A 20,946-nucleotide genomic window follows, 5' to 3' on the forward strand; every position below is an offset into this window, starting at 1 on the left:
TATGATGCAGGTAAATACAGCGGGCAGTAAATGGATCATGTGCTGTGTGATTGTTGGCGCTTTGCTGCTTCATTCTGCTTGGGTGTCAGGTGCCTCAATTGCCCAAGTGCCGTTATCACTGGGGCAGACCAGTGTCCCGGGGAATCTCATCTTAACCCCTTCTGTTGAATACCCAACAGTGCTGACGTTTGCAAACTTAGGCAGCACTTATGATGAAACAAAGGAAAGTGTCGGATATTTTGATTCCGGTAAATGTTATCGCTACAACTACAATGCTGCGGATGAAAGTCAGAGGCATTTTTATCCACAAGGCGCTGCAACTGATAATAAATGCTCAGGCAGTGATCTCTGGAGTGGCAATTTCCTCAACTGGGCAGCAACCCAAACTATCGATCCGTTTCGCTGGGCGTTGACCGGTGGTTACCGGGTGAAAGATACCCCGACTGAAACCTGGTTAGAGAAAGCCAGACACACCGGTCGATATAACAATGTTTCCCGAAGCATCACTGAGACCGCAGCTATAAATAATGCAACACCATTCGATGCCGCTTTTAATGGGGGGGATTTTTCAACAGTTCTGGGAGGACACGGCAATGAAATGCACTTCACAATTCCTGTCGGGTATGTTGGACGAGTGGAGGATCGCGCTTACCGGTACGTTGGCGAGGTGTTTGATAACACTGGAGTGAAAACCGGGGATACTTATGCAGTTACCGTGCGGGTGAAAGTGTGTGACGCGGCTCAGGGGCTTGAAAATAACTGCGTTCAATATGGTGAAAACTGGAAGCCTGAAGGGCTGATCCAGCGCTATGCAAACCAGTTGCGCTACAGCATTTTTGGCTATTTAAATGATGGCCATCGTTTGCGGGATGGTGGTGTACTGCGGGCGCGTCAGAAGTGGGTGGGGCCGACCGATCCGGACGTTTCTGATTATGTGAATAACAACAGGGAATGGGACCCGACCACCGGGGTTTTCATTCAGAATCCTGATCCGGATGATGTACGGGCAACTAACCAGTATTACGGTACGAACATTGCGGACAGTGGTGTCATTAATTATCTGAATAAATTTGGCCAGTTAAATAATAATCAGCTTAAAGGGTTTGATCCGGTCAGCGAGCTGTATTATAGCGCCCTGCGCTATGTTAAAAACCAGGGCAATGTTGAGGCCTATTACACCCGGTCTCCTACACATAATCGTTCACCTGGCCGTACGGAAATCACCAAGTGGGTGGATAACTTTCCGGTGATTCAGCAGTGGCGTGACCCTATACAGTCTTCCTGTCAGAAGAATGTCATTCTGGGCATCGGCGATATTTATACCCACAAAGACAAGAACCTCCCAGGGGCAACGAATACGACAGAAGAGCCTTCCTCTAAACCTCCGGAAGTAAGTAGAGACGACACTGTTAATGTTGTTACTCTGACGGATAAGGTTGCTGAACTTGAAGGTATCAGTATCGATACGGGGGCTGATTCTTTTTCCACCAATCACAACTCTGCCTTCATGGCCGGACTGGCATATCATGCCAATACTCAGGATCTCCGCCTGGATCTGCCCGGTATGCAGACGATGCGGACTTACTGGATGGATGTGCTGGAAGGTGAGGCACTTAGGAAAAGAGAAATAAATCAATACTGGCTGGCAGCGAAGTATGGTGGATTTGTACCCCGTAAAGATCCTCGCTGTTCTGATGCAGGCTATTCTCCGACAGGTAATGAATGTGATGAAGATCAGCAGGCCTTAGGGCCTTTGGCTAACCCTGCGGCACCCTTACCTGAATGGTGGTGGTATACCAATACAGATGTGTTGGAGCCCGGCACTGACGAATCTGACTTTTTTAAAAGAACCGATAATTATTATACTGCCAGTGATGCCCGCAAAATGGTGGATGGCCTGACAGCTGCGTTTGCTGATATAGCCGATTCAATTACCGGGGCAGCCTCAGGCCTTGGGTCTACCAGTAAACGGCTGACTGCTGGTACGGCACTGTTTAACGGGCTGATGGAATCTTCGCGATGGTCCGGTGACCTGGAGGCATGGAAAGTGGACAGTGTCAGCGTCTCTGTACGGGAGAAAAGCTGGAGTGCCGCACAGATTATGGATGGCCTGTCAGAGCAGGCGCTGGACGCGCGTAAAATCTTTACCAGTGTATATTCGGCCCCAACTACCGGCATCGGTGAAACTCTGCATACCGGAGGCACCGAATTCAAGTGGCTTGGCCTGAGTACAGAACAGCAGAATCTGCTTAAAACTTCTGCTTCCGGTGGGCTAACGACAAATACTGTTGGCCGCGAGCGGCTGGCGTATTTACGGGGCAGCCGTACTCAGGAACAAAGCCTGACGAATACCGCCAGACCATTCCGCCAGCGTGGCAGCCGTTTAGGGGGGATTACCAATTCCTCGCCAGAGTATATTGCCCGGAAAAACTACCGGTTTGACCGGCTGGGGTCGGCATTTGGTGATTCGGTACGGACAGCTTATAAAGCTTACCGGGCGTCACAAATCTATCAGACTAAACCGCCAATTGTGTTGGCCGGCGCTAACGATGGCATGCTGCATGCCTTTGATGCCCGGCTGGATGCCCATGGAGGCAAAGAACTCTTTGCCTATGTGCCAAATGGCGTTTTTAGCAGGTTGGCGGAACTAACCTATCCCGGTTATCGCCACCGCTATTATGTGGACGGGCCAGCGGCCGTATCCGACGCATGGTTTGCGCCAGATGAACCGTCTCAGGGAGTACCGGACGGCTGGAAAACAGTTGCCGCCGTGACCCCGGGTGCGGGAGGCAAAGGGGTTTCGCTACTGGATATCAGTGATCCTGCCGATATGACCAAAGAAGATGTGCTGTGGGAGTTTTCGCACGAAGATATGGGGGCCATGATACAGCAACCCACAATAACTGCTTTTAATAATGGCAGGTTCGGTGTGGTCGTGAGCAGTGGCTTTCATGCGGATAATTTCGCAAGAGAGGGTTCTGTCTGGATATTAAATGTTGCCAACGGCGCGGTGATGAAACGTTTTACCCTGCCGGATGCCGGTGGTCTTGGACAGCCGTTACTGCTTGATTTAAACGGGGATAAAATTGCCGACCGGATTATAGTGGGGGATACGCGGGGGAATATCTGGCGGCTGGATATCCGTCAGTCGGATGTCAGTCATTGGGGCGTACCGGCCAGTCTGAAAGTGGGTACGCTTCCAGTGCCATTATTTATTGCTAAAGATGCGGCGGGAAACCGTCAGCCAGTCACCGCACCTGTAAATGCCGGGTTTGACGCCAGAAACCGGCTGATGGTGCTGTTTGGTACCGGCAGTTACTATCTGACCAGTGATGCGGAGGTAGGTTCGAATCCTCAGGTGCAAACGCTGTACGGTATTGTGGATGTCGGTGTACCGGTGAATGACCGCAGTCAGTTGCTGCAGCAGGAAATAATCTGGGAGGCTCACTTAAATGGCGATGACAGCCGGTTTGTTACCCAGAATGCTATCAGTCCGGCGCATAAAGGCTGGTACCTTGATCTGGCCTGGCTACCCGCTCGCCGGGGCCCGGGAGGGCTTGGTGAACTGATCAACACTCAGGTAACGTTACAGTTCGGTCAGAAGTTACTGGTGGATACGGTTATACCCTCTGTCGATCCCTGTGTACCCGGCGGTGGCAGTAGCTGGCAGTTTTCACTGGATTACAATTCAGGTGCCGGATTTAACAAAATTGTGTTCGATTATAACCGTGATGGTCAGTTCACAGAGGACGATCTGGTAGAAGTGCCGATAACAGATGCGAATGGCAATGTCATACGGGTTGAGCTGCGACCGCCTTCTGCTATCCGTACGAACGGAAAAAACAACGGTATGAATAACTTGGTTGTTCTGACAGGTCGGGATGCAGACGGATCGCCCCTGAAGCTGCTGTGTTCGAATAACAGCGGTACGAACAGCATTTCGTGTCTTAAGTTAAATGCTCAGGATAACAGTGGTCGCATAGGCTGGAGGGAAGTACGGTGAGAAACTGGAAGCTTCAGCGGGCGTTTACATTAATTGAATTGATGATCGCAGTGGCGATTGTCGGAGTTCTGGCGGGTATCGCATACCCAAGTTATCTTGAATATGTCGCCGCCGGAAGGCGGGCTGATGCTCAGGGGAATCTGATTGCACTGGCACAGCACATGGAGCGGCAGTTCACTTTAAATGGCACTTACCTGACCGCCAGTGGCGCGGTTCCTGTGTTGCCCTATGTGCTTTCCCCACAAAATGGTCCCGTGGCATTTTATGCCCTTGCATTACCGCCCGGTGATTTAACGGCTAATACCTTTACGATTCGGGCGCGTCCTGCAAATGCCATGGCCGGTGACCGTTGTGGTGATATGACGATTGATAATCTGGGACGAAAAACACCCCCCGAATGCTGGTAAGCCTGTGGGCCGGTGCCCGGTTTGCTGATGGCACCTTCAATCATCCGGATTTGGCCATTGTTGTCCGGTGTCCTGTCGCTACACTGATTTGGGTGTAGCGGTTTTTTTTTGTCTTTTCAGTCTCTATTGGTCCAGCTCAATACTCAGGGCAGAGCTTCCTGCTACACTCGCGTTTATTTTGGGAACTGCAGCGTTACGGCTGCATTTTGTCGACCGGTTTAGGAATTCTGGCATGTCTGATGTATTAATTGTTGGCGGTGGTGTTATCGGTATGATGACAGCCCGGGAACTGTCACACGCAGGAATGAGTGTTCAGTTACTGGATATGAATGCCTGTGCAAAAGAATCTTCATGGGCAGGGGGCGGTATTGTTTCGCCGCTATATCCGTGGCGATATTCTGAACCGGTCACCCGTCTGGCAACCTGGTCGCAGAGTTCTTATGTGCATCTGGCACAACAGCTGCTGGAAGAAACCGGTTTTGATCCTGAATTGCGGCAAAAAGGCATGTTTATGGCCGCTGTGGATGATGCCGAAGCGGCACTTAACTGGGCAGCGGAGTTTCACCGGCCAATGGAACAGGTGGATGCCCGTTTCTTATATGAGAAAGAGCCGAACTTAGCCCCCGGCGTTGAACAGGCTCTGTGGATGCCTGAAGTGTGCAGTATCCGTAATCCCCGTTTAGGGCGTTCATTGCGCCGTTCCATTGAAATGGATGAAAACATTACCTTGCTTGAAGAGCACCGGGTGAGTGAAATTCTGTTGCAGGGAGAAACCGTTGTTGGCGTACGTACTCATAAAGGGGATTATCATGCGGATCAGGTGGTGATCTGCGCCGGTGCCTGGAGCGGTGAGTTGCTTCGGCAGTTGAATCTGAACTTACCGGTAGAGCCGGTCAAAGGGCAGATGATGGTATTTAAGGCAGAGCCAGGCCTGATTAACCGGGTTGTGCTGATGGGGGGGCGTTATCTGATTCCCCGGAATGACGGGCGAATTCTGGTAGGGAGCACGCTGGAGCGGGCAGGTTTTGATAAGCAGACGACCGATGAAGCCTATGACTCTCTGTATGCCACTGCCATGTCTATTTGCCCTAAACTGAAAGATTATCCGGTGGAATTCCACTGGGCAGGATTACGTCCGGGGTCTCCGGAAGGTGTGCCGTTTATCGGGCCGGCTCCGGGCTATGAAAACCTGTTTGTAAATGCCGGTCAGCACCGTAACGGGTTGGTACTGGCGCCGGCTTCAACCCGCTTAATGGCTGATATTTTACTGCAGCGCCGGCCAATTATTGACCCTCAGCTATACACGCTATCAGGCCGGCTGGTGGATTGATTAAGCAGGGAATGATGACAAAAAAGGGTAGCTGACCGGCTACCCTTTTTTTATAGATCCGGTGGTTTAGTCGTAGATAGTAGGAATGGCCTGGCGCTTGTGTTCTGTGCGTTGATAAATGCTGATCAGGCGGGACTCAACCGCAGCAGATACGGGACGTCCTTCCAGAAAATCATCAATTTCATCATAGCTCAGGCCCAGAGCGGCTTCGTCCGCTTTCTGCGGAGCTTCACATTCAAGATCTGCGGTTGGGGTTTTATCCACAAGCAGAGCCGGCGCGCCCAATTGTTTCGCCAGCCCCCGTACCTGACGCTTACTTAAACCGAACAGGGGGGCCAGATCGCAGGCACCGTCTCCCCATTTGGTATAAAAGCCGGTAATGTTTTCAGCCGAATGGTCCGTGCCCAGCACCAAGCCGTTCAGCAGTCCGGCGACTTCATACTGAATGACCATGCGGGTACGTGCTTTTACGTTACCTTTGGCAAAGTCTACCCTGCCGGTGTCGTCCGGCATATTGCCGATCGCGGTTAATGCTTCCGCGGTTGCGCTGTGAATGCCATCTGCGCCGGGCTGAACATTCACGGTTAGCCTTTCGCTCGGCTGGATGAAGTCCAGTGAAGCCTGGGCGTCTTCTTCATCTTTCTGAGTGCCGTAGGGTAAGCGTACAGCGATAAAGCGATAGCCCTGATCACCGCCTTCGTTTAACTGATTAACTGCCAGTTGAGCCAGCCGGCCACAGGTGCTGGAGTCTACCCCGCCACTGATGCCCAGTACCAGATGCTTACAGCCGGATGCCTGTAACCGTTGCACGATAAAGTCGGTACGGCGCTGAATTTCAGCGGTTACATCAATTTCAGGTTGAACGCGCATGGCGGCAACGATGGCTGATCTGTCCATGGGGATCCTCTGGTTTTTGGCGGCAGGATTAGTCAGGACAATTCTATGTTATCTGCACAGAGGGCGGAAGCGTTGACGGCGGGTTCTTTGTATATAGGAAATCCATCTAACAGGTGCCTGAACTTCACCCGCAGAGGTTTATCACAGAGTCAGGTGACATAATAAACAGGAGTAATAACGATGCGTAAATGCCGGTTACTGGTGACAGTCTGGTTAATGATGCTGTTTTCTCTGAGCGCGCAGGCAATGGCGCTGAAAAGCTGGGATGGCGAAGATACTTCCTTGCAACAGCAGGTGGGTAACGGCAAGTGGGCTGTGGTGATTTTCTGGCGTCATGACTGTGAGTTTTGTAAGCGGGAAGTGCCGGGGCTTTCAGCGTTTCATGACCGTAACAAAGATGCTCAGGCAGAGGTGATCGGTGTCAGTATTGATGGTTACGGGAATAAAGCGCTGGCTGAAGGCTTTGTTGCTGAAAATAAGCCGACATTTCCATCGCTGATCGGCGAGATTCAGACGGTTGCACGTAGCTTTCAGCAATTGACCGAAGAAGGCCTGCGGGGAACGCCTACGTATATGCTGTTTAACCCACAGGGGCAACTGGTGGCGATTCAGCCCGGTTTGCTTGATCCTGCCGCGATAGAAGCGTTTATTGCCCAGCGTTCCTGATCAGCGGGTAAATATTTTCAGAGCATCTGAGGCCTGACGGACCAGAGCCGGGTTATGGGGTTCGCGGGCATAAGTGGCAAAGACTGGCCGTTCAAAAACCGGTGCATCGGTTACCTGATACAGTCGGCGGCTCTGCAGGTAGGACTGCACCGTTCGTTTTGGCAGGTAAGCACAGCCACCGTTAGCGAGTAACCAGGGGAGCCCTGCTTCTCCCAGCCCGCAGGTCTGCAGGCTGTTCTGTAAATGTGGCAAGCGTTCAGAGTGGGCGGCGTTGTAACCCCAGCCCCAATCGATATAGAGATAATCTTCCGCTGTGATCTGGTGCGTCAGCAGGGGCTTGCTGGCGACCATGATCAGGTCGTCGGCAAAGGCCTGTTCGACAATCAGTCCGGCCGTCGCATCCGCAACAAAAATCAGTCCGATATCCAGTGTGCCGGCCGCAACCTGGGCAACTATTTCGCTGGAATAGTAGGCACTCATATGCAGCGTCAGCTGCGGATCATGCCGGCGAAGTTCACTCCCCCAGCGGGGCAGAAAGTCACTGGCGAGGGTATTGTGGGTGGCAATCCGCAGAGTACCGGCACTCTGTTCGCTGCGTTTTACGTCGGCCTTAGCGTGCTCCCAGCGCTGTTGCATGATCTGGGCATGCTGATAAAAGCGCTCACCGGCCAGTGTCAGGGTCATACCCTGTGTACTGCGTTCAAACAGCGACTGGTCTAACTGGCTTTCAAGCTGTTTTATCCGTGAGCTTACCGCCGATTTTGTGATACAGAGCCGTTCCGCACAGATGCTCAGGCGCTTTACTTCGGCCAGTGTTAAAAAAGTTTTAATAGACCAGGTATCCATGGCTAGCTCCGGATCGGGTAATGCAAGGTGAATGCTGTTGCTGTTGTTATTAACAGATTAAATCCAGAAAATGTCCAGAAATATAGTGTTACCTGCGTGTTAAAAAAAGTTGTACAGCCAGTGTTGAATTATCCGCTATCTGCCGTTCCTGATTTTTTCTAGTATCGGTGAAAATAATCAGAATTACCGGAGACGGGTATGACACAGAGCATTTCAACTCAGCGGCCGCTGGCGGGCTATCGCGTCGTGGATTTTGGCCAGTATATCGCGGGCCCGGCGGTCGCGATGATGCTGGCGGATCAGGGGGCAGAAGTCATTCACATTGATCCCCCTGAAGGCCCGCGCTGGGATAACCCGGCCGATGCAATTCTGAATCGTGGCAAACAACGGATTACACTGGATCTGAAGTCCCCGGAAGATTTGTCTGTTGCTCAGCAACTGGTGGCGAATGCCGATGTACTGATTGAAAATTTCCGGCCGGGTGTGATGTCCCGCCTGGGGTTGGGGGCTGAGAAAATGCGGCAGCAGAATCCGGCTCTGGTGTATTTGTCCCTGCCGGGATTTTCTGAAAAAGATCAGCAAATGGCAGACACCCCTGCCTGGGAAGGTGTGATTGCTGCGGCGGTGGGCCAGTATACGGATATGGGGCTGAACCGTATTCTGATGGGCATTAATCCTTCATTTTCGCCGTTGCCACTGGCATCGGCCTATGCGGCTGTGCTGGGGGCGACGGCTGTCACACTGGCGTTGTTTGCCCGTTATCGTCACGGTAAGGGGGACCGCATTGAGGTACCGGTATCAGCGGCCCTGATGGAAGGGTTGGCGTATAACTCAATGTTTATTCACGGTTTGCCGGACCGTTACAAGTCACCCCGGGAGCTGGAAATTGAGCGGCGACAGCGCACAGGAGAACCGCTGAATCTTGAATATCCGGACTTACAGGAATTTCTGGACCCGTTTTACCGCACCTATGTCTGTGCTGATGGTCGTCCGTTCTACGCGGTCTGTTCTTCCCATACCCGTCACCCCAGAGCATGTCTGGAAGTGCTTGGTTTGTGGAATGAGGTTCAGGCGGCGGGCATTCCTACCCACAGTGCTTATCTGGATCAGGACGAATGGCCGGAGGGAGCAGAGTGCACGCTGGTTTCGTATCCGCTCAGTAAAGGCTGGGCAGAGTTTGTCTCAACCCGGATGAAGCAGGTATTTGCCAGCAAGCCTGCGCATGAGTGGCAGCAAATTTTCGGAGACGCCGGTGTACCCGGATGCGCCCATCAGTTAACACAGGAGTGGCTGAATTCAGAGCATGCTCTGGCGTGTGGCAGTATCCTGGAAGTTAAAGACCCCCGTTACGGAAACATGCGTCAACTGGGCAATATCTGCTGGTTAGGAGGCGACTCTGAGATTGTGGATAAACAACCTGCCCGTTTGCCGGGGCAGGATAACGGCAGGGTATCTGAGTTACTTGAAAGCTGGCAACGTAATCCGCGGACCGGCTTGGGATCGCAGAGCACAGTGACCGGCTGGCTGGACGGCATAAAAATTCTGGATCTGACTAACGTAATTGCCGGCCCGACAATTGCCGGTACCCTGTCCCGGTTTGGGGCAGAAGTAATCAGTGTTGATCCTCCTGAGCCTGCACTGGATCCCTGGAACAGTACGGTATTTGGGATGCAGGCAAATCAGGGCAAACACAGTCTGCTGCTGGACCTGAAGAGTGAACAGGGCAGGCAAGCGCTGGCCCGGCTACTGCCGGATATTGATGTCATTACCGTTAATGCCAGTGATGCCCAGTTAGAACGTCTGGGCTTATCCATGGAAGCACTGCAAGCCATTAATCCACAGCTGATACTGTGTCAGTTTGATGCTTATGGCGGGCCTCTTCGGGGTCCGCGCAGCGATCACCCCGGGTATGATGATCTGGTGCAGGCAACCACGGGCATTATGAGTCGGTTCGGTGGTGGCATGGAAACGCCGGAAGAGCATGCACACTTTGGCACGATAGATGTGCTGGGCGGTTACTGTGCAGCCCATGCGATTGGCGTGGCGCTGGTAAACCGTGCCCGTGGCAACGGCGGTTCGCTGGCCCGCAGTTCTCTGATTGCTGCCGGGCAGCTGATACAGGTGCCGTTTATGTATGATTATCCTGAAAGGGCGCCTTTTAATGAACCCAGTGGCCGGTATATAAAAGGGCAGGATGCGCTGTATCGCTGTTATGAGGCAGTAGATGGCTGGTTCTTCCTTGCGGTTAACCGGGCGACACAGCTTGGAACGTTTACAGAACTGACCGGTCAGGCTGTAGAACACAATAATCTGTCCGTGCTGGAACAGGCGTTGGAAGCTTTGTTTCTGAGCCAGTCTGTCGCCGATTGGCAAGGGCTTTTCAGGACGGCAGGCATTGCCTGTCAGCCATTGCTGAGTATGGGGCAGTGGCGTGAACGTCAGCTGATGTTGGCAGACGGGCCTGATAAAGCGGTAAATCTAGCCGGGGAAAGCAGTGTGGCCTTTGTGCGTTATGCCCAACACCCCTGTGGATATACCGTTGATTTAATCGCACCCAATGCGATCCGGTCCGCTGATGCCCCCGTGATACTGCCCGCGACGATGCCAAAATATGGTGCAGATACCCGCCGGTTACTGATGGCACTTAACTTTACTGCAGATCAGGTCGATGACATGCTGGCACAGGGTGTTGCCGCCACAGAATGGAGTAAGCATTATCTGCCTTTATAACGGGCAGGGGGGTGAAGATAAGCCTGCTGGATAGCGGGCTTTTTTGTCGCGGAGGTAAAAGCCCCATGACACCCGGGACCCCGGGGCTGGGGCAGTCGTTCAAGATAACACCGGTAAACCGGGATTCATCCGGTGAAAACTGCTGTTGAACTGGGGAAAAATCATAGAGGTTGTGCAAAAAGTATTCAACCACAGGAAAAAATGAGTGTTTACCTCATCCTGAGAATTGCTTTTAAATAGCCGGCTATAATGAAATTGCAATTTTTTACAAGCCGGTTTGTCTGGAAACTGTTATAGATAGCGCTGAACCTGGTGTGACCGGATAAGCCGATACCGACGTACTCATTGCTGTGGATATAAAAGCAGATGCAAGACCGAATTGAATATCAGCATGTAAGTGAGATGCCTGGACTGGTGCTGGGAGATGGCTGCTATTCCGACTTTCACTTTGATCCGCACTATCATCTGGATTATCACATTGGGCTTGTCACTGATGGTGTGCAACGTCAGCGGTTCCAGGGGCAAAGTGTTCTGCTGGGACATGGGCGTATTTCAGTCATGCCTCCCGGGGAAATTCATGACGGGCATGGTGAAGATAATGACAGTTACCGGATGAAGACATTCCGGCTGGCACCCCAGTTGCTGTGTCATGATATGAGTGACGTGTCCGGCCGGCTGTTTACCCCTGAGCTGGCGGGGGATATGCTGGAAGCCCCGGGGCTGGCGAACGGTCTGTTGCAACTGCATCAGAACCTGCTTAAGGGCGAAGGTGTTTCTCTTGGCGCTGAAAGTAGCTGGCTGGAACTGCTGGCGGTTATGGTTCGCCAGTTGCAGCCGGTACAGTTTGCGGAAATAAAAGGGGGGTTAAGTCAGAGACACTGGCAGTGGGTGCAGGAGTATTGTAATGCGCACCTCTGCGAGAAAATTAAACTGGAACAGTTAGCGGCCTTATGCGGGCTAAGCCGGTTTCAGTTTCTCCGGCGTTTTGAACGAACAACAGGGCTGACGCCCCACGCCTGGTTAATCCGTTTCAGGCTTGAACGGGCATGCCTGTTGCTGGGGGCTCCGGGTGTTTCTATTGCAGGTGTCAGTCAGGCGGTCGGTTTTTACGATCAGAGCCACTTTAACCGGGCTTTCAGGCAAGCTTATGGGGTTGCACCTTCAGCCTATCTGAATCATGCGGCATGAACCCCGTGTCGTTTGATTTTGAATAATAGTGACAAAACGGCTGACGAAAAAAAGGCAGCTGGTGCGCTGCCTGAAAAATGCTGATCAGTTACTCAGCATCGTGTGGAGATTGAGGTCCGCCGGCCAGAGAAAATAATGCCCGGCGGAGCTTTCGTGGAATTCTGCACCTATATCCATGCTTTTTTCTGTCAGTTCATCCCGGCCATTTTCTGTACTGATAAAACCGGATGCCCGCAACGACACCAACAGCCGTTGTGCATTGGTTTTGTACTTCGAAGCCAGCAGGTTCGTACTGATTTTGCCATTCTCTTCCTGTTTAATAGCACGTCCGACGTGCTTTACTACAACTGATTGCTGATGTGTCAGCGGGTATGCAGGCGATTCTGTCTCTGTGAGGACCGGTATCTGGTACTGCTCCTGCCCCATTCGGATCAGGCGTTCAGCTTCTTTAACTGAGTCGGTATAGGCATCATTATCATCCTTTTTGGACAGTAAAATGCTCATTTCATAGTTGTGTACCTGGCTGAACTCGTACAGATTCATGCTGCTGATAATGCTGTACGCTTCATTCAGATAACACTTAGCGTGAAGGTCATCACAAAAAAACAGTTTGATTTTGGTACTGCTCAGTAGCCAGCTTTTCTCGTCAGCATGTAACTCCTGTTTACCATAGACAATATGGAATGAGACGCCGCGCAGAATCGCGTCTTCAATGAGCTTTTTAATGCGCTTGTTAAGCTTCAGATAGGGACTGATGAGCACAACGTGTTTACGCGCTTTACTGATTAAATTTTCCAGAACAAAGTTGGTCGCACTGGTGTTTAAAAGCTTCGCCATTGATCGTCCTTTTACCTTATAAAAGGTAAGGTATTGCTGTGTAATGCGTTCATATTCCCCGATATATGCTTAATGTAGCACGGTTCTGTTGTCGCTATTAGCGGACAGCCAACGTGTTTTCAGGATTGTCAAAACGGGAAATCCGGCGATGCGGAAAAAGCCGGTTTTTCAGAGGGGGGGACCGGGTAGCAGCGGGTGGAGATCCCGTTGCTATCCGGTCGCAAATTAAGCGCGCATTTTTGAGCGTAACAGGAGAAAAATGAAGTAACAGCCGCCTAACGCAGAAGCAAGGGTGCCGGCGGCAATCTGGCCAGGGTAGACAAGGTTCCGCCCCAGCCAGTCAGCCAGCATAAGCAGACTGGCACCCAGTAAAGCCGCGGTGATTAGCTGGCTGCGGGCTGACTGAGCACCGGACAACCGGGCGAGATGAGGCGCCAGCAGACCAATGAATCCGATCGGCCCTAATAAAGCCGTTACCAGTGCGCAGGAAAATGCAACCAGCGCCAGCAGAACCCAGGTGCTGGTGGTGACAGGCATGCCCCGTCCCTGTGCCAGAGGTTTACCGATGCTCAGTAAGGTGAGCCAGCGGCTACAGAGCAGGGCCGCCAGCAGGATCAGTAAACTCCCGGTCAGTAAAACCGTGGCCTGAGTTGCTTCAACCCGGTAAGTGCTGCCGGCCAGCCAGGCCAGAATGGCATAGACATTCTCGTTACCATTGGCCAGAGCAAACTGTATTAAAGCTTCTACCAGCGCGGTGAGCGAAATGCCCAGCAGGATAATGGCGGCGGGAGAAAACTGCTGTTGTTTAGCGAGAACTAATAGAATCAGCAGGAGGCCGGCACTGCCCGCCAGTGCGATTAACGGTCCTGCACTGGTGAGCGGTTCGCCGAAAATAAGGGTATACAGAACCAGTGCTGCACTGGCACCGGCAGAAACGCCCAGCAGATCCGGGCTGGCAAGCGGGTTGTAAATCAGACGCTGCAGCAAGGTACCTGCGACCGCCATGGCAATGCCCGCAGCAAGTGCCGCGATAATGCGGGGGGAGCGAAGCTGCCACTGTGCGTCGTCTGGCAATGCCCATTGCCAGTGTTCACCGTTATTGCTGAACACACTGGCCACAATAAAACTGCACAGTGCAACGGACACCAGCAGCAGCCAGTGTTTTACCTGTATACGCCTGACGGGCAATGCCTGCAGACTGAGCTGATCTTCCGCGCGCATTTTTTTCAGGGCCAGCGCGATGAGGACAGGAGCACCGCAAATAGCCGTAGCGGTGCCGGTAGGAATGATTTCGATGGTCCAGAGGCTGATTAGCCGGGCAAACAGATCAGCAAAAAGGAGTAACAGCGCCCCCGTGATCGTGCTGAGCCAGAGTTGATCTCTCGCCGTCCGGGCACCGTACAGGCGGGTAATGTTAGGGGCGATCAAACCGATAAAACTGATGATACCTACCGCCGTTACCGATGCCGATACCAGCCAGAGTGTAGCTGCAAACAGTATCAGCAGGGCCGGTGTGACACTTAAGCCCCGGGCACCTGCGCCCTGTTGCCCCAGCTTTAGCAGCTGCAATAAGCGTGGTGCAAAAATCAGGACGGGTAACGCGATCAGCAGTTTGGGTGCCAGCCAGCCAAGCCATTGCCAGTCGTTTTGTGCCAGATCCCCGGCTCCCCAGATGAATAGCTGTTTAGCATACTGGTCGCGCAGCAGGATGATGGCGCTGGTGATTGCTCCCAGTAGTATGTTGACCGCCATACCGGCAAGAATTACCGGTAACCCTGCCAATTGGCGAATGCCGGCAATGGTCAGTACCAGCCCCATCGACAGTAATGATCCTGTCATGACCAGCAACGAAGTGGTATCCGGAGTCAGCCCGGGAAACCAGACGCTGACAATAATCAGTGCCAGCCATGCACCGGATGACGTGCCCAGCGTGAGTGGCGATAGCAGCGGATTACGGGTGACCTGTTGTAACAGGCTGCCCGCCAGCCCCAGAGAAGCGCCGACCATCAGCGCCATCGCCAGGCGGGGCAGGGTAGCGAACAGGTAAACAAACTCCTGAAACTGTTCGGGTGTCCGGCCAGCGATCAGCAACCATTGCTGGTGGAGTGATAAGGGCGTATCGAGCTGCAGATAGGCAGCGCCGGTCAGCAACAGGATTAACAGGCTGAACAGGTAGCGTTGCCGAAAAAGGACCGCCTGCCAGGCCACTCCCTGAAAGGAGGGTACTGCTGATATTCCTGAGTTCATTGAACGCTCCGCAGGGGCTTTTCAGGAGCGATTGCCAGTAAGCTGTCTGTCAGTGCTTGCGCCAGATACTTCAGCGACATGGCGCCGCCGTATGTCCAGGTCGAAGGGACTGCCCTGATGCGGCCTTTCCTGACGAAGGGCATGGCCTGCCAGAGCCTTGAGGCTTCTAGTTTTGGCCATTGGGCAAAGGGTTCGAAATACAGCACCGTACCCTGTTGGATTTTGCTAAGGTCAAGCACCCGTTTCTGAACCAGCCCCCACTGGCTGTTGGGCTGGGGCAGTGCGGCGGTTATCCCCAACTGTTTCAGCGCATACTGACTCATTGAGTTATCACCATAGATATACACAGAAGAAGGGTTTGAAAAACGTACTGTTGTGACCCGTGGAAGTTGCTCCGGATAGGCACGCTCCAGCTGCCGGCGCAGTTGGCCAAAGGTGTGGTTCATTGCCTCCAGCCGGGATTCAGCAAGTGTTTCTTTACCAAACAGATGGGCCAGTTGGCGGTATACACTGATCGCGGCCAGAGGGTTACTGTGATCGGCACTGAAGGTCTTGAAATAGATCACCGGAGCAATTTTTTCCAGCCGGGGAAGCAAACTGCTGTGTACTTCATTGATCAGTATAAGATCGGGTGCCAGTTGTATCAGCTTTTCCAGATTAGGTTCACTGCGGCTGCCCAGTTCCTCTATGCCTGCCGGTAATGCCGGTTGTCGCACCCAGACCTTGTAGCCCGCCTTATCTGTCATCGCCAGTGGCTGAATATCCAGCTCAAGTAATTGCTCGGTGAGTGTCCAGTTAAGGCTGGCGATGCGTTGAGGGACTGTGTCGAAAGGCTGTGGTCCGCGGCTGTCAGTAATCGTGACGGCTGCCTGAAGAGCGGTGCTGAGGCTGAGCAGGCCAGTGAGCAGAAGCTTCAGCATACGATTGCCACCTTATGATTATCACGCTCAAGTAATTCCAGATGTATGTTGAACAGATCACTTAAGGATTGCTGATCGGCAAACTGGGCGATATCTCCCTGAAAGGCAGGGTAGCCTTCTTTCAGCGCAATGACCTGGCTGGCGAAACGTAAGGCAAGATTGATGTCATGAAGGACCAGAATGACACCGCGGTTGTGTTGCACATGCAGGTTTTTCAGCATGCTCAGCAATTCATACTGGTGGGCGAGATCCAGTGCTGCAGTGGGTTCGTCCAGTATCAGCAGCGGCGACTCCTGCGCCAGCAACATTGCTATCCACGCGCGCTGACGTTCTCCGCCTGACAACTGGTCAACCAGAGTATCTGCGAAACCGGTGACACCGGTCTGTTCTATGGCATGGTTGATTGTCTGCGTATCTTTCGGGGTATATCTGCCGAGTAAGCCCCGCCAGGGGAAGCGTCCCAGACGGACCAGCTCTTTGACTGTCAGGCCCGGAGCCTCCGGCAAATGCTGCGGCAGGTAGGCTATTTCTCTTGCCAGCTGCCGTTGTTTCAGGCTGCTCAGTGGGACGCCGTTAAACTGAACCGTTCCCTCGTCGGGCGTGGTTTGTCGGGCGAGTAAATTCAGTAACGTGGACTTGCCAGAGCCATTATGGCCGAGCAACAGTGTAAAGCTGTCTGTATCCAGTTGCAGGCTATCTATATCGAGAATGTTCCGGCCATTGCGGTGCACCCGGATAGCGTTCAGTTCAAACATATTCATTATCCACAGTCATGCCGCTGAAAGCGGTGCCGGTCGGGGGCAGTTGATACACAGTTCGCCATCCTGCCGGCGATAATGCATGCAGCAACTCAGGCGGGTGATGTGTAAGTTCGCATCGGTTTGCATGCCCCGGGGAGGCAGCTCAGTGGCTTCCAGCCAGAGGGGCAGTTGGGCGCGAATGTCCGTTTCACTGATCAGGCCTGAAACCGCCGGAATCCGGGCAAGGGCGCTGACCAATTGATCACTGAGCAGCGCTCTGGCCAGTTTGGGGCGTAATGTGCATACCTGCTGCAGTTGTTCCAGCAGCGGGGTAACCAGTGCGTTGAGTTCCCGGCCCGCCCGGACAATCAGTTGCGCATGATTACCCCTGAACCAGCAACTGGCCGGTAGCGAATAGCCTGCTACGATGCCTTTATCCAGCCTTTGGGTCAGCTGCTGTAGCGGGGGAATAGCTGCCAAGCCGTATACCGCCGTGACTGCAATCAGTACCGGTTGCCAGATCAGTAATTCCCAACTGCGTACTGACCAGTAGCTGCGGCCTGCTTCCGGGAAGTGTGCCTGCCAGTAAGCATGGAGTGCCTGTAAACTGTTCAGGGGTGTGTGGTGCCCGGCAATGACAAAGCTTCCCGGTGGGTCGATATAGCCCCGCAACGCGGGGTTAAGCTGTTCGGTAAAACTGAACAGCTGTTGGCGCAGATCTTCCGGCGGTTGGCCGCCGGAAGGTTTCCTGATTGCTTCAGAACTCATATTTCAGCGTGGCTTCCAGTGTCCGATCGGCGCCAAACCAGCAGTTATTAGCGTCATAGCAACTGACATTGCGCTTATCGAACAGGTTGTTGACTGACAGGTTGAAACTGGTGCCCTGAAGGCTGCTGTTATAAGCCCCCAGATCAAGATTAACGGCCAGATCTACCAGGGTGTATGAAGGCAACTCTCGGGTGTTTGTTTCATCCAGCTGAGTCTTACCGATATAGCGGATACCGGAGCCCAGGCGCACGGCGTTGCTGAGCTGATAGTTTGTCCACAGTGTGGCTTTACTTTCCGGTACCCAAACAGGGGTTTTGCCTTTCAGGCCTTTGTTATCCTTGGTGAACTCCATGTCCAGAACGGTTGCGGTGAAGTCCAGGCTGAGTTTGTCAGTCAGGTCGCTGCTGATTTCGAACTCAAGACCCTGAGAGCGTACTTCACCGGCCTGAATCTGGTCGTTTGGTCCGCCGGACGGGTCACGGGTCAGGACGTTATCTTTTATGATCCGGAAGGCTGACAGGGTCATATTTGTATCGCCGCCCAGAGGGGCAAACTTAAAGCCTGTTTCCCACTGGTGGCTGGTGGCGGGTCTGAAGGTCTTGCCGTTACGGTCACTGCCGCTGACCGGCTCAAAACTTTCCGAGTAGCTGATGAACGGAGCGATGCCGTTGTCGAAGTTATACAATGCGCCGATGCGACCTGAAAAGTTGGTCTGATCAACTTTGTTGTCTACGGCAGCATTATATTTACGGCCTTTTTCAGTCGACTCATAGTCGTCGTAGCGCCCGCCGGCGATGACCACCCAGTTACCCAGACGCATCTGATCCTGCAAATAGACCCCGATTTGTTTACGGTCAATATCAAAGTCACTGCTATAAACGGTATTACTCAGTGACATCCCCGGGTTGATCTGATGATGATCAGGGGCAAACAGGTCAATTGACGGCGCTGCGTCATCTTCGTATTTAATGTTGGATTCGAGTTTTTGAATATCGACCCCGGCAAGCAGGTTATGCTCAACTTCGCCCCACTGAAGGTTACCGGATAACTGATTATCGACGGTATAGCCCCTGGATGTTTCGTCGGTCAGGTAGGCACGCCGGTTGAGGGTCCGGTTATCTGCTGCCAGACCGGTGTTGTAGGTGTTTTTCTGCAGTGCGTCGGCGTCCATAAAGCGGGCATTCTGCAGGAAACTCCAGTTGTCGTTGAAGGTATGGTTGAGCTTGTAGCCAAGTAAGGTTACATCCCGCTCGTAAACGTTCCAGTTAGCATCACCGGCGTAGCTTGATGTGGCGAGCTTGCCATTAGGGTTGCTGAAGACAGAGCCGGCGGCCGGTACGGTATTGTAGATACCGGCTGACGGGTCTTTCTGCCGGTACAGGTTTAAATTAAGAAGGGTCTGATCCGTCAGTTGCCAGTCCACCGAACCTGCTATCAGGTAGCGTTCTTCATCGGCGGTGACTGCCTGGCTGTCTTTCTTACGGGTCAGCCCGGTGAATGTATAGGACAGGTCATCCCGTCCGGCGAAGCTGCCGGTTTTATTCACTGTTGTTTGTTGCAGGTTATCACTGCCGACTGTGGCGGAAATGCTGCCGGTTTCTTCATGGCTCGGTTGTTTAGCAATGATATTGACCATCCCGCCGGGAGGCATGGCACCGTAAAGAACAGAGGTCGGACCTTTAAATATTTCGATCTGTTCGATCGCCGCGGCATCAATTTGTGGCTGCAGGTTCCAGTCGTTATACAGCAACTGTAAACCGTCATAAAAATTCTGCGCGTTTTCAAAGCCGCGGATCGTGAACTGATCCATCCTTACAACACTGCCACCGCGAAGCTCGGTATTAACGCCGGGGGTGTAACGCATTGCTTCGTTGATTGAACTGACACCACGAAGATCAAGCTTTTCACGATCAATAATACTGATGCCCTGTGGCGTTTCTTCAGGTTCCAGTGATGATTTGGTGCCAGTGTTACGGTAAGTCTGTGCAGTGATGACAACGTCATTCTGCTGTTTCAGTGCCTGAGCAGAGTTGGCGTCGGCCGCCTGTACCGATGCCGGCAGGGCTGCGGCGGTTGCCAGTACGAGCAGGTGACGTGCAACCGGCACGGACGGAAGTTGAGTAGAGCCTGTAGACAGCATGGTGTTACCTGATTCACAGAAAATGTTTATATAAAAGAAAACGATTCTTATTTCGGTGAATGGTAGTGAGTTGTGACACTTCGGACTTAACCATTTGGTGCAAGTTGCCGTTCAGAACTGAAGCGTATCGTTGGCCAGGCTGACTGGTACCCAGTATTCCATATAGGCATCATCACTGCTGGGGTCGAAGTTTCGGCCGTACAGTTCAAGGTCAAAGCCATTGATACCCTGATATCCGGATTCCGGCAGCCAGTAAAACAGGAACCACTCGAGGGTTTTATCAAAGTCCTTGATATGGCCTTTATAGGGAATCACTGCGTATGTCTGTTCTGGGATCCGGATCGTCTGAAGTACTGAGCAAATGCCCGGAGCCGGATTCTCAAAGCAGGCCCAGTAGGGAATATTATTGGCTGTTTCTTCCGTATTAAGATCGATGACACCTATGTTGTCGAAACGGCAGAACGTATCCATCGGGACATAACGGGCCAGGTTCATCCAGATTTCGGGGATAACTTTTTCATAATTGGGTGCTGCTGAGAAAAGCCCGTTAAAGTATCCGCGTACACCGTGCAACTCAGATGCGGGGCGGGTTTCAATTTTAACCTGTAATAATTTTGGCGGCAGTTCCGCTTTAATCCGGTCAGGCCGGCTCAGAGACAGCGGTTGGCGTAATCCCTGAAATACGCCCCGCTTCCGGTATGTTCCCGGGGTGCATTCATATTCTTTCCGGAAGCTGCGGTTAAAGCTGATCTCTGACTCAAATCCGCAAGTCAGGGCAATATCTAGATGGCGACGAGGCGTTGTCAGCAGTAACCTTGCCGCAGTGCTGAGACGAATTCCGCGGACATACTGAGCGACGCTCATGCCTGTTTCCTTCATGAACACGCGCTGGAACTGCCAGCGTGACCAGCAGCTTTTTTCCGCAAGTGTATCCACATTCAGGGGCTGATCCAGATTGGCTTCAATAAAATTCAGAGCCTGCTGAATGCGGGCTATTTGAGGGGGGCTGTGAAGAAAAGCTGGAGTTGCCACGGCAAAGATCTCACTGAAACTGTCTGGAAGATATCAAGCCAATTCTGGCGCTGTTTGTTTTTTGATCAGAAACTGAGGGGCGATAGTAGCGGGTTTGTGAATTAATGTAAATGAGAATAATTATTATTTGATAGATTCGTTATCAGACGTCTTCAATCATCTGGCTGGTGGGTTATGTCTGTACAATATGCCTGA

The 20,946-nt window shown here is 52.6% G+C and carries 15 protein-coding genes; 6 read left to right on the plus strand and 9 right to left on the minus strand.

Going from position 1 to position 20,946, the window contains the following annotated elements; translation table 11 throughout:
- Nucleotide 1 precedes the first annotated feature (1 nt).
- From PCI15_RS02720 to thiO, 3 genes are all read left to right on the plus strand, one after another.
- Nucleotides 2-4,003: a pilus assembly protein gene (locus PCI15_RS02720; protein ID WP_271272835.1), complete on the plus strand. Its 4,002-nt coding sequence runs from the start codon at nucleotides 2-4 to the stop codon at nucleotides 4,001-4,003.
- Nucleotides 4,000-4,410: a type IV pilin protein gene (locus PCI15_RS02725; RefSeq protein ID WP_271272836.1), complete on the plus strand. Its 411-nt coding sequence runs from the start codon at nucleotides 4,000-4,002 to the stop codon at nucleotides 4,408-4,410. Before PCI15_RS02720 ends, PCI15_RS02725 begins: the two co-directional genes overlap by 4 nt.
- A gap of 232 nt (nucleotides 4,411-4,642) precedes the next feature.
- On the plus strand, nucleotides 4,643-5,740 hold the full coding sequence (gene thiO, locus PCI15_RS02730) for a glycine oxidase ThiO (RefSeq protein WP_271272837.1): 1,098 nt from the start codon (nucleotides 4,643-4,645) through the stop codon (nucleotides 5,738-5,740).
- Between the two features lie 66 nt (nucleotides 5,741-5,806).
- On the opposite strand, the gene nadE is transcribed toward thiO, so the two are convergent.
- Entirely contained in the window at nucleotides 5,807-6,637 is an 831-nt protein-coding gene (gene nadE / locus PCI15_RS02735) for an NAD(+) synthase (protein ID WP_271272838.1), read from the minus strand.
- A 180-nt stretch (nucleotides 6,638-6,817) separates the two neighbouring features.
- Between nadE and PCI15_RS02740 the strand changes: the two genes are divergently transcribed.
- The gene (locus PCI15_RS02740; protein WP_271272839.1) at nucleotides 6,818-7,303 is read left to right on the plus strand and encodes a TlpA family protein disulfide reductase; all 486 of its coding nucleotides are present in this window, start codon (nucleotides 6,818-6,820) and stop codon (nucleotides 7,301-7,303) included.
- Here the strand turns inward: PCI15_RS02740 and PCI15_RS02745 are convergent, their stop codons facing one another.
- Nucleotides 7,304-8,149, minus strand: a complete 846-nt coding sequence (locus PCI15_RS02745) for a LysR family transcriptional regulator (RefSeq protein WP_271272840.1) — start codon at nucleotides 8,147-8,149, stop codon at nucleotides 7,304-7,306.
- A 198-nt stretch (nucleotides 8,150-8,347) separates the two neighbouring features.
- Between PCI15_RS02745 and PCI15_RS02750 the strand changes: the two genes are divergently transcribed.
- Together PCI15_RS02750 and PCI15_RS02755 are read left to right on the plus strand one after the other, a co-directional pair.
- Nucleotides 8,348-10,879 carry a CoA transferase gene (locus PCI15_RS02750; protein WP_271272841.1) on the plus strand — a complete coding sequence of 844 codons (2,532 nt, stop codon included), beginning with the start codon at nucleotides 8,348-8,350 and terminating at the stop codon, nucleotides 10,877-10,879.
- Between the two features lie 366 nt (nucleotides 10,880-11,245).
- A complete protein-coding gene (locus tag PCI15_RS02755; protein ID WP_271272842.1) occupies nucleotides 11,246-12,067 on the plus strand; it encodes a helix-turn-helix transcriptional regulator in 822 nt (273 codons plus the stop codon).
- Between the two features lie 84 nt (nucleotides 12,068-12,151).
- Here PCI15_RS02755 and PCI15_RS02760 read toward each other — a convergent pair whose 3' ends face one another.
- The 7 genes from PCI15_RS02760 to PCI15_RS02790 form a co-directional block, all read right to left on the minus strand.
- Nucleotides 12,152-12,904, minus strand: a complete 753-nt coding sequence (locus tag PCI15_RS02760) for a phospholipase D-like domain-containing protein (protein ID WP_271272843.1) — start codon at nucleotides 12,902-12,904, stop codon at nucleotides 12,152-12,154.
- Between the two features lie 225 nt (nucleotides 12,905-13,129).
- Nucleotides 13,130-15,151 carry a Fe(3+)-hydroxamate ABC transporter permease FhuB gene (fhuB, locus tag PCI15_RS02765; RefSeq protein WP_271272844.1) on the minus strand — a complete coding sequence of 674 codons (2,022 nt, stop codon included), beginning with the start codon at nucleotides 15,149-15,151 and terminating at the stop codon, nucleotides 13,130-13,132.
- Nucleotides 15,148-16,071 (minus strand): iron-siderophore ABC transporter substrate-binding protein, encoded by a 924-nt coding sequence (locus PCI15_RS02770; protein WP_271272845.1) that lies wholly within the window; start codon nucleotides 16,069-16,071, stop codon nucleotides 15,148-15,150. Before PCI15_RS02770 ends, fhuB begins: the two co-directional genes overlap by 4 nt.
- Nucleotides 16,065-16,826, minus strand: a complete 762-nt coding sequence (locus tag PCI15_RS02775) for an ABC transporter ATP-binding protein (protein WP_271272846.1) — start codon at nucleotides 16,824-16,826, stop codon at nucleotides 16,065-16,067. The genes PCI15_RS02770 and PCI15_RS02775 overlap by 7 nt, the downstream gene beginning before the upstream one ends.
- Before the next feature lie 15 nt (nucleotides 16,827-16,841).
- On the minus strand, nucleotides 16,842-17,579 hold the full coding sequence (locus PCI15_RS02780) for a siderophore ferric iron reductase (protein WP_271272847.1): 738 nt from the start codon (nucleotides 17,577-17,579) through the stop codon (nucleotides 16,842-16,844).
- Nucleotides 17,569-19,719, minus strand: coding sequence for a TonB-dependent siderophore receptor (locus PCI15_RS02785; RefSeq protein ID WP_271272848.1), 2,151 nt, complete (start codon nucleotides 19,717-19,719; stop codon nucleotides 17,569-17,571). Before PCI15_RS02785 ends, PCI15_RS02780 begins: the two co-directional genes overlap by 11 nt.
- A 111-nt stretch (nucleotides 19,720-19,830) precedes the next feature.
- The gene (locus PCI15_RS02790; protein WP_271272849.1) at nucleotides 19,831-20,751 is read right to left on the minus strand and encodes a helix-turn-helix domain-containing protein; all 921 of its coding nucleotides are present in this window, start codon (nucleotides 20,749-20,751) and stop codon (nucleotides 19,831-19,833) included.
- Nucleotides 20,752-20,946 lie beyond the last annotated feature (195 nt).

This window comes from Aliamphritea hakodatensis (assembly GCF_024347195.1).
Lineage (GTDB): Bacteria > Pseudomonadota > Gammaproteobacteria > Pseudomonadales > Balneatricaceae > Amphritea > Amphritea hakodatensis.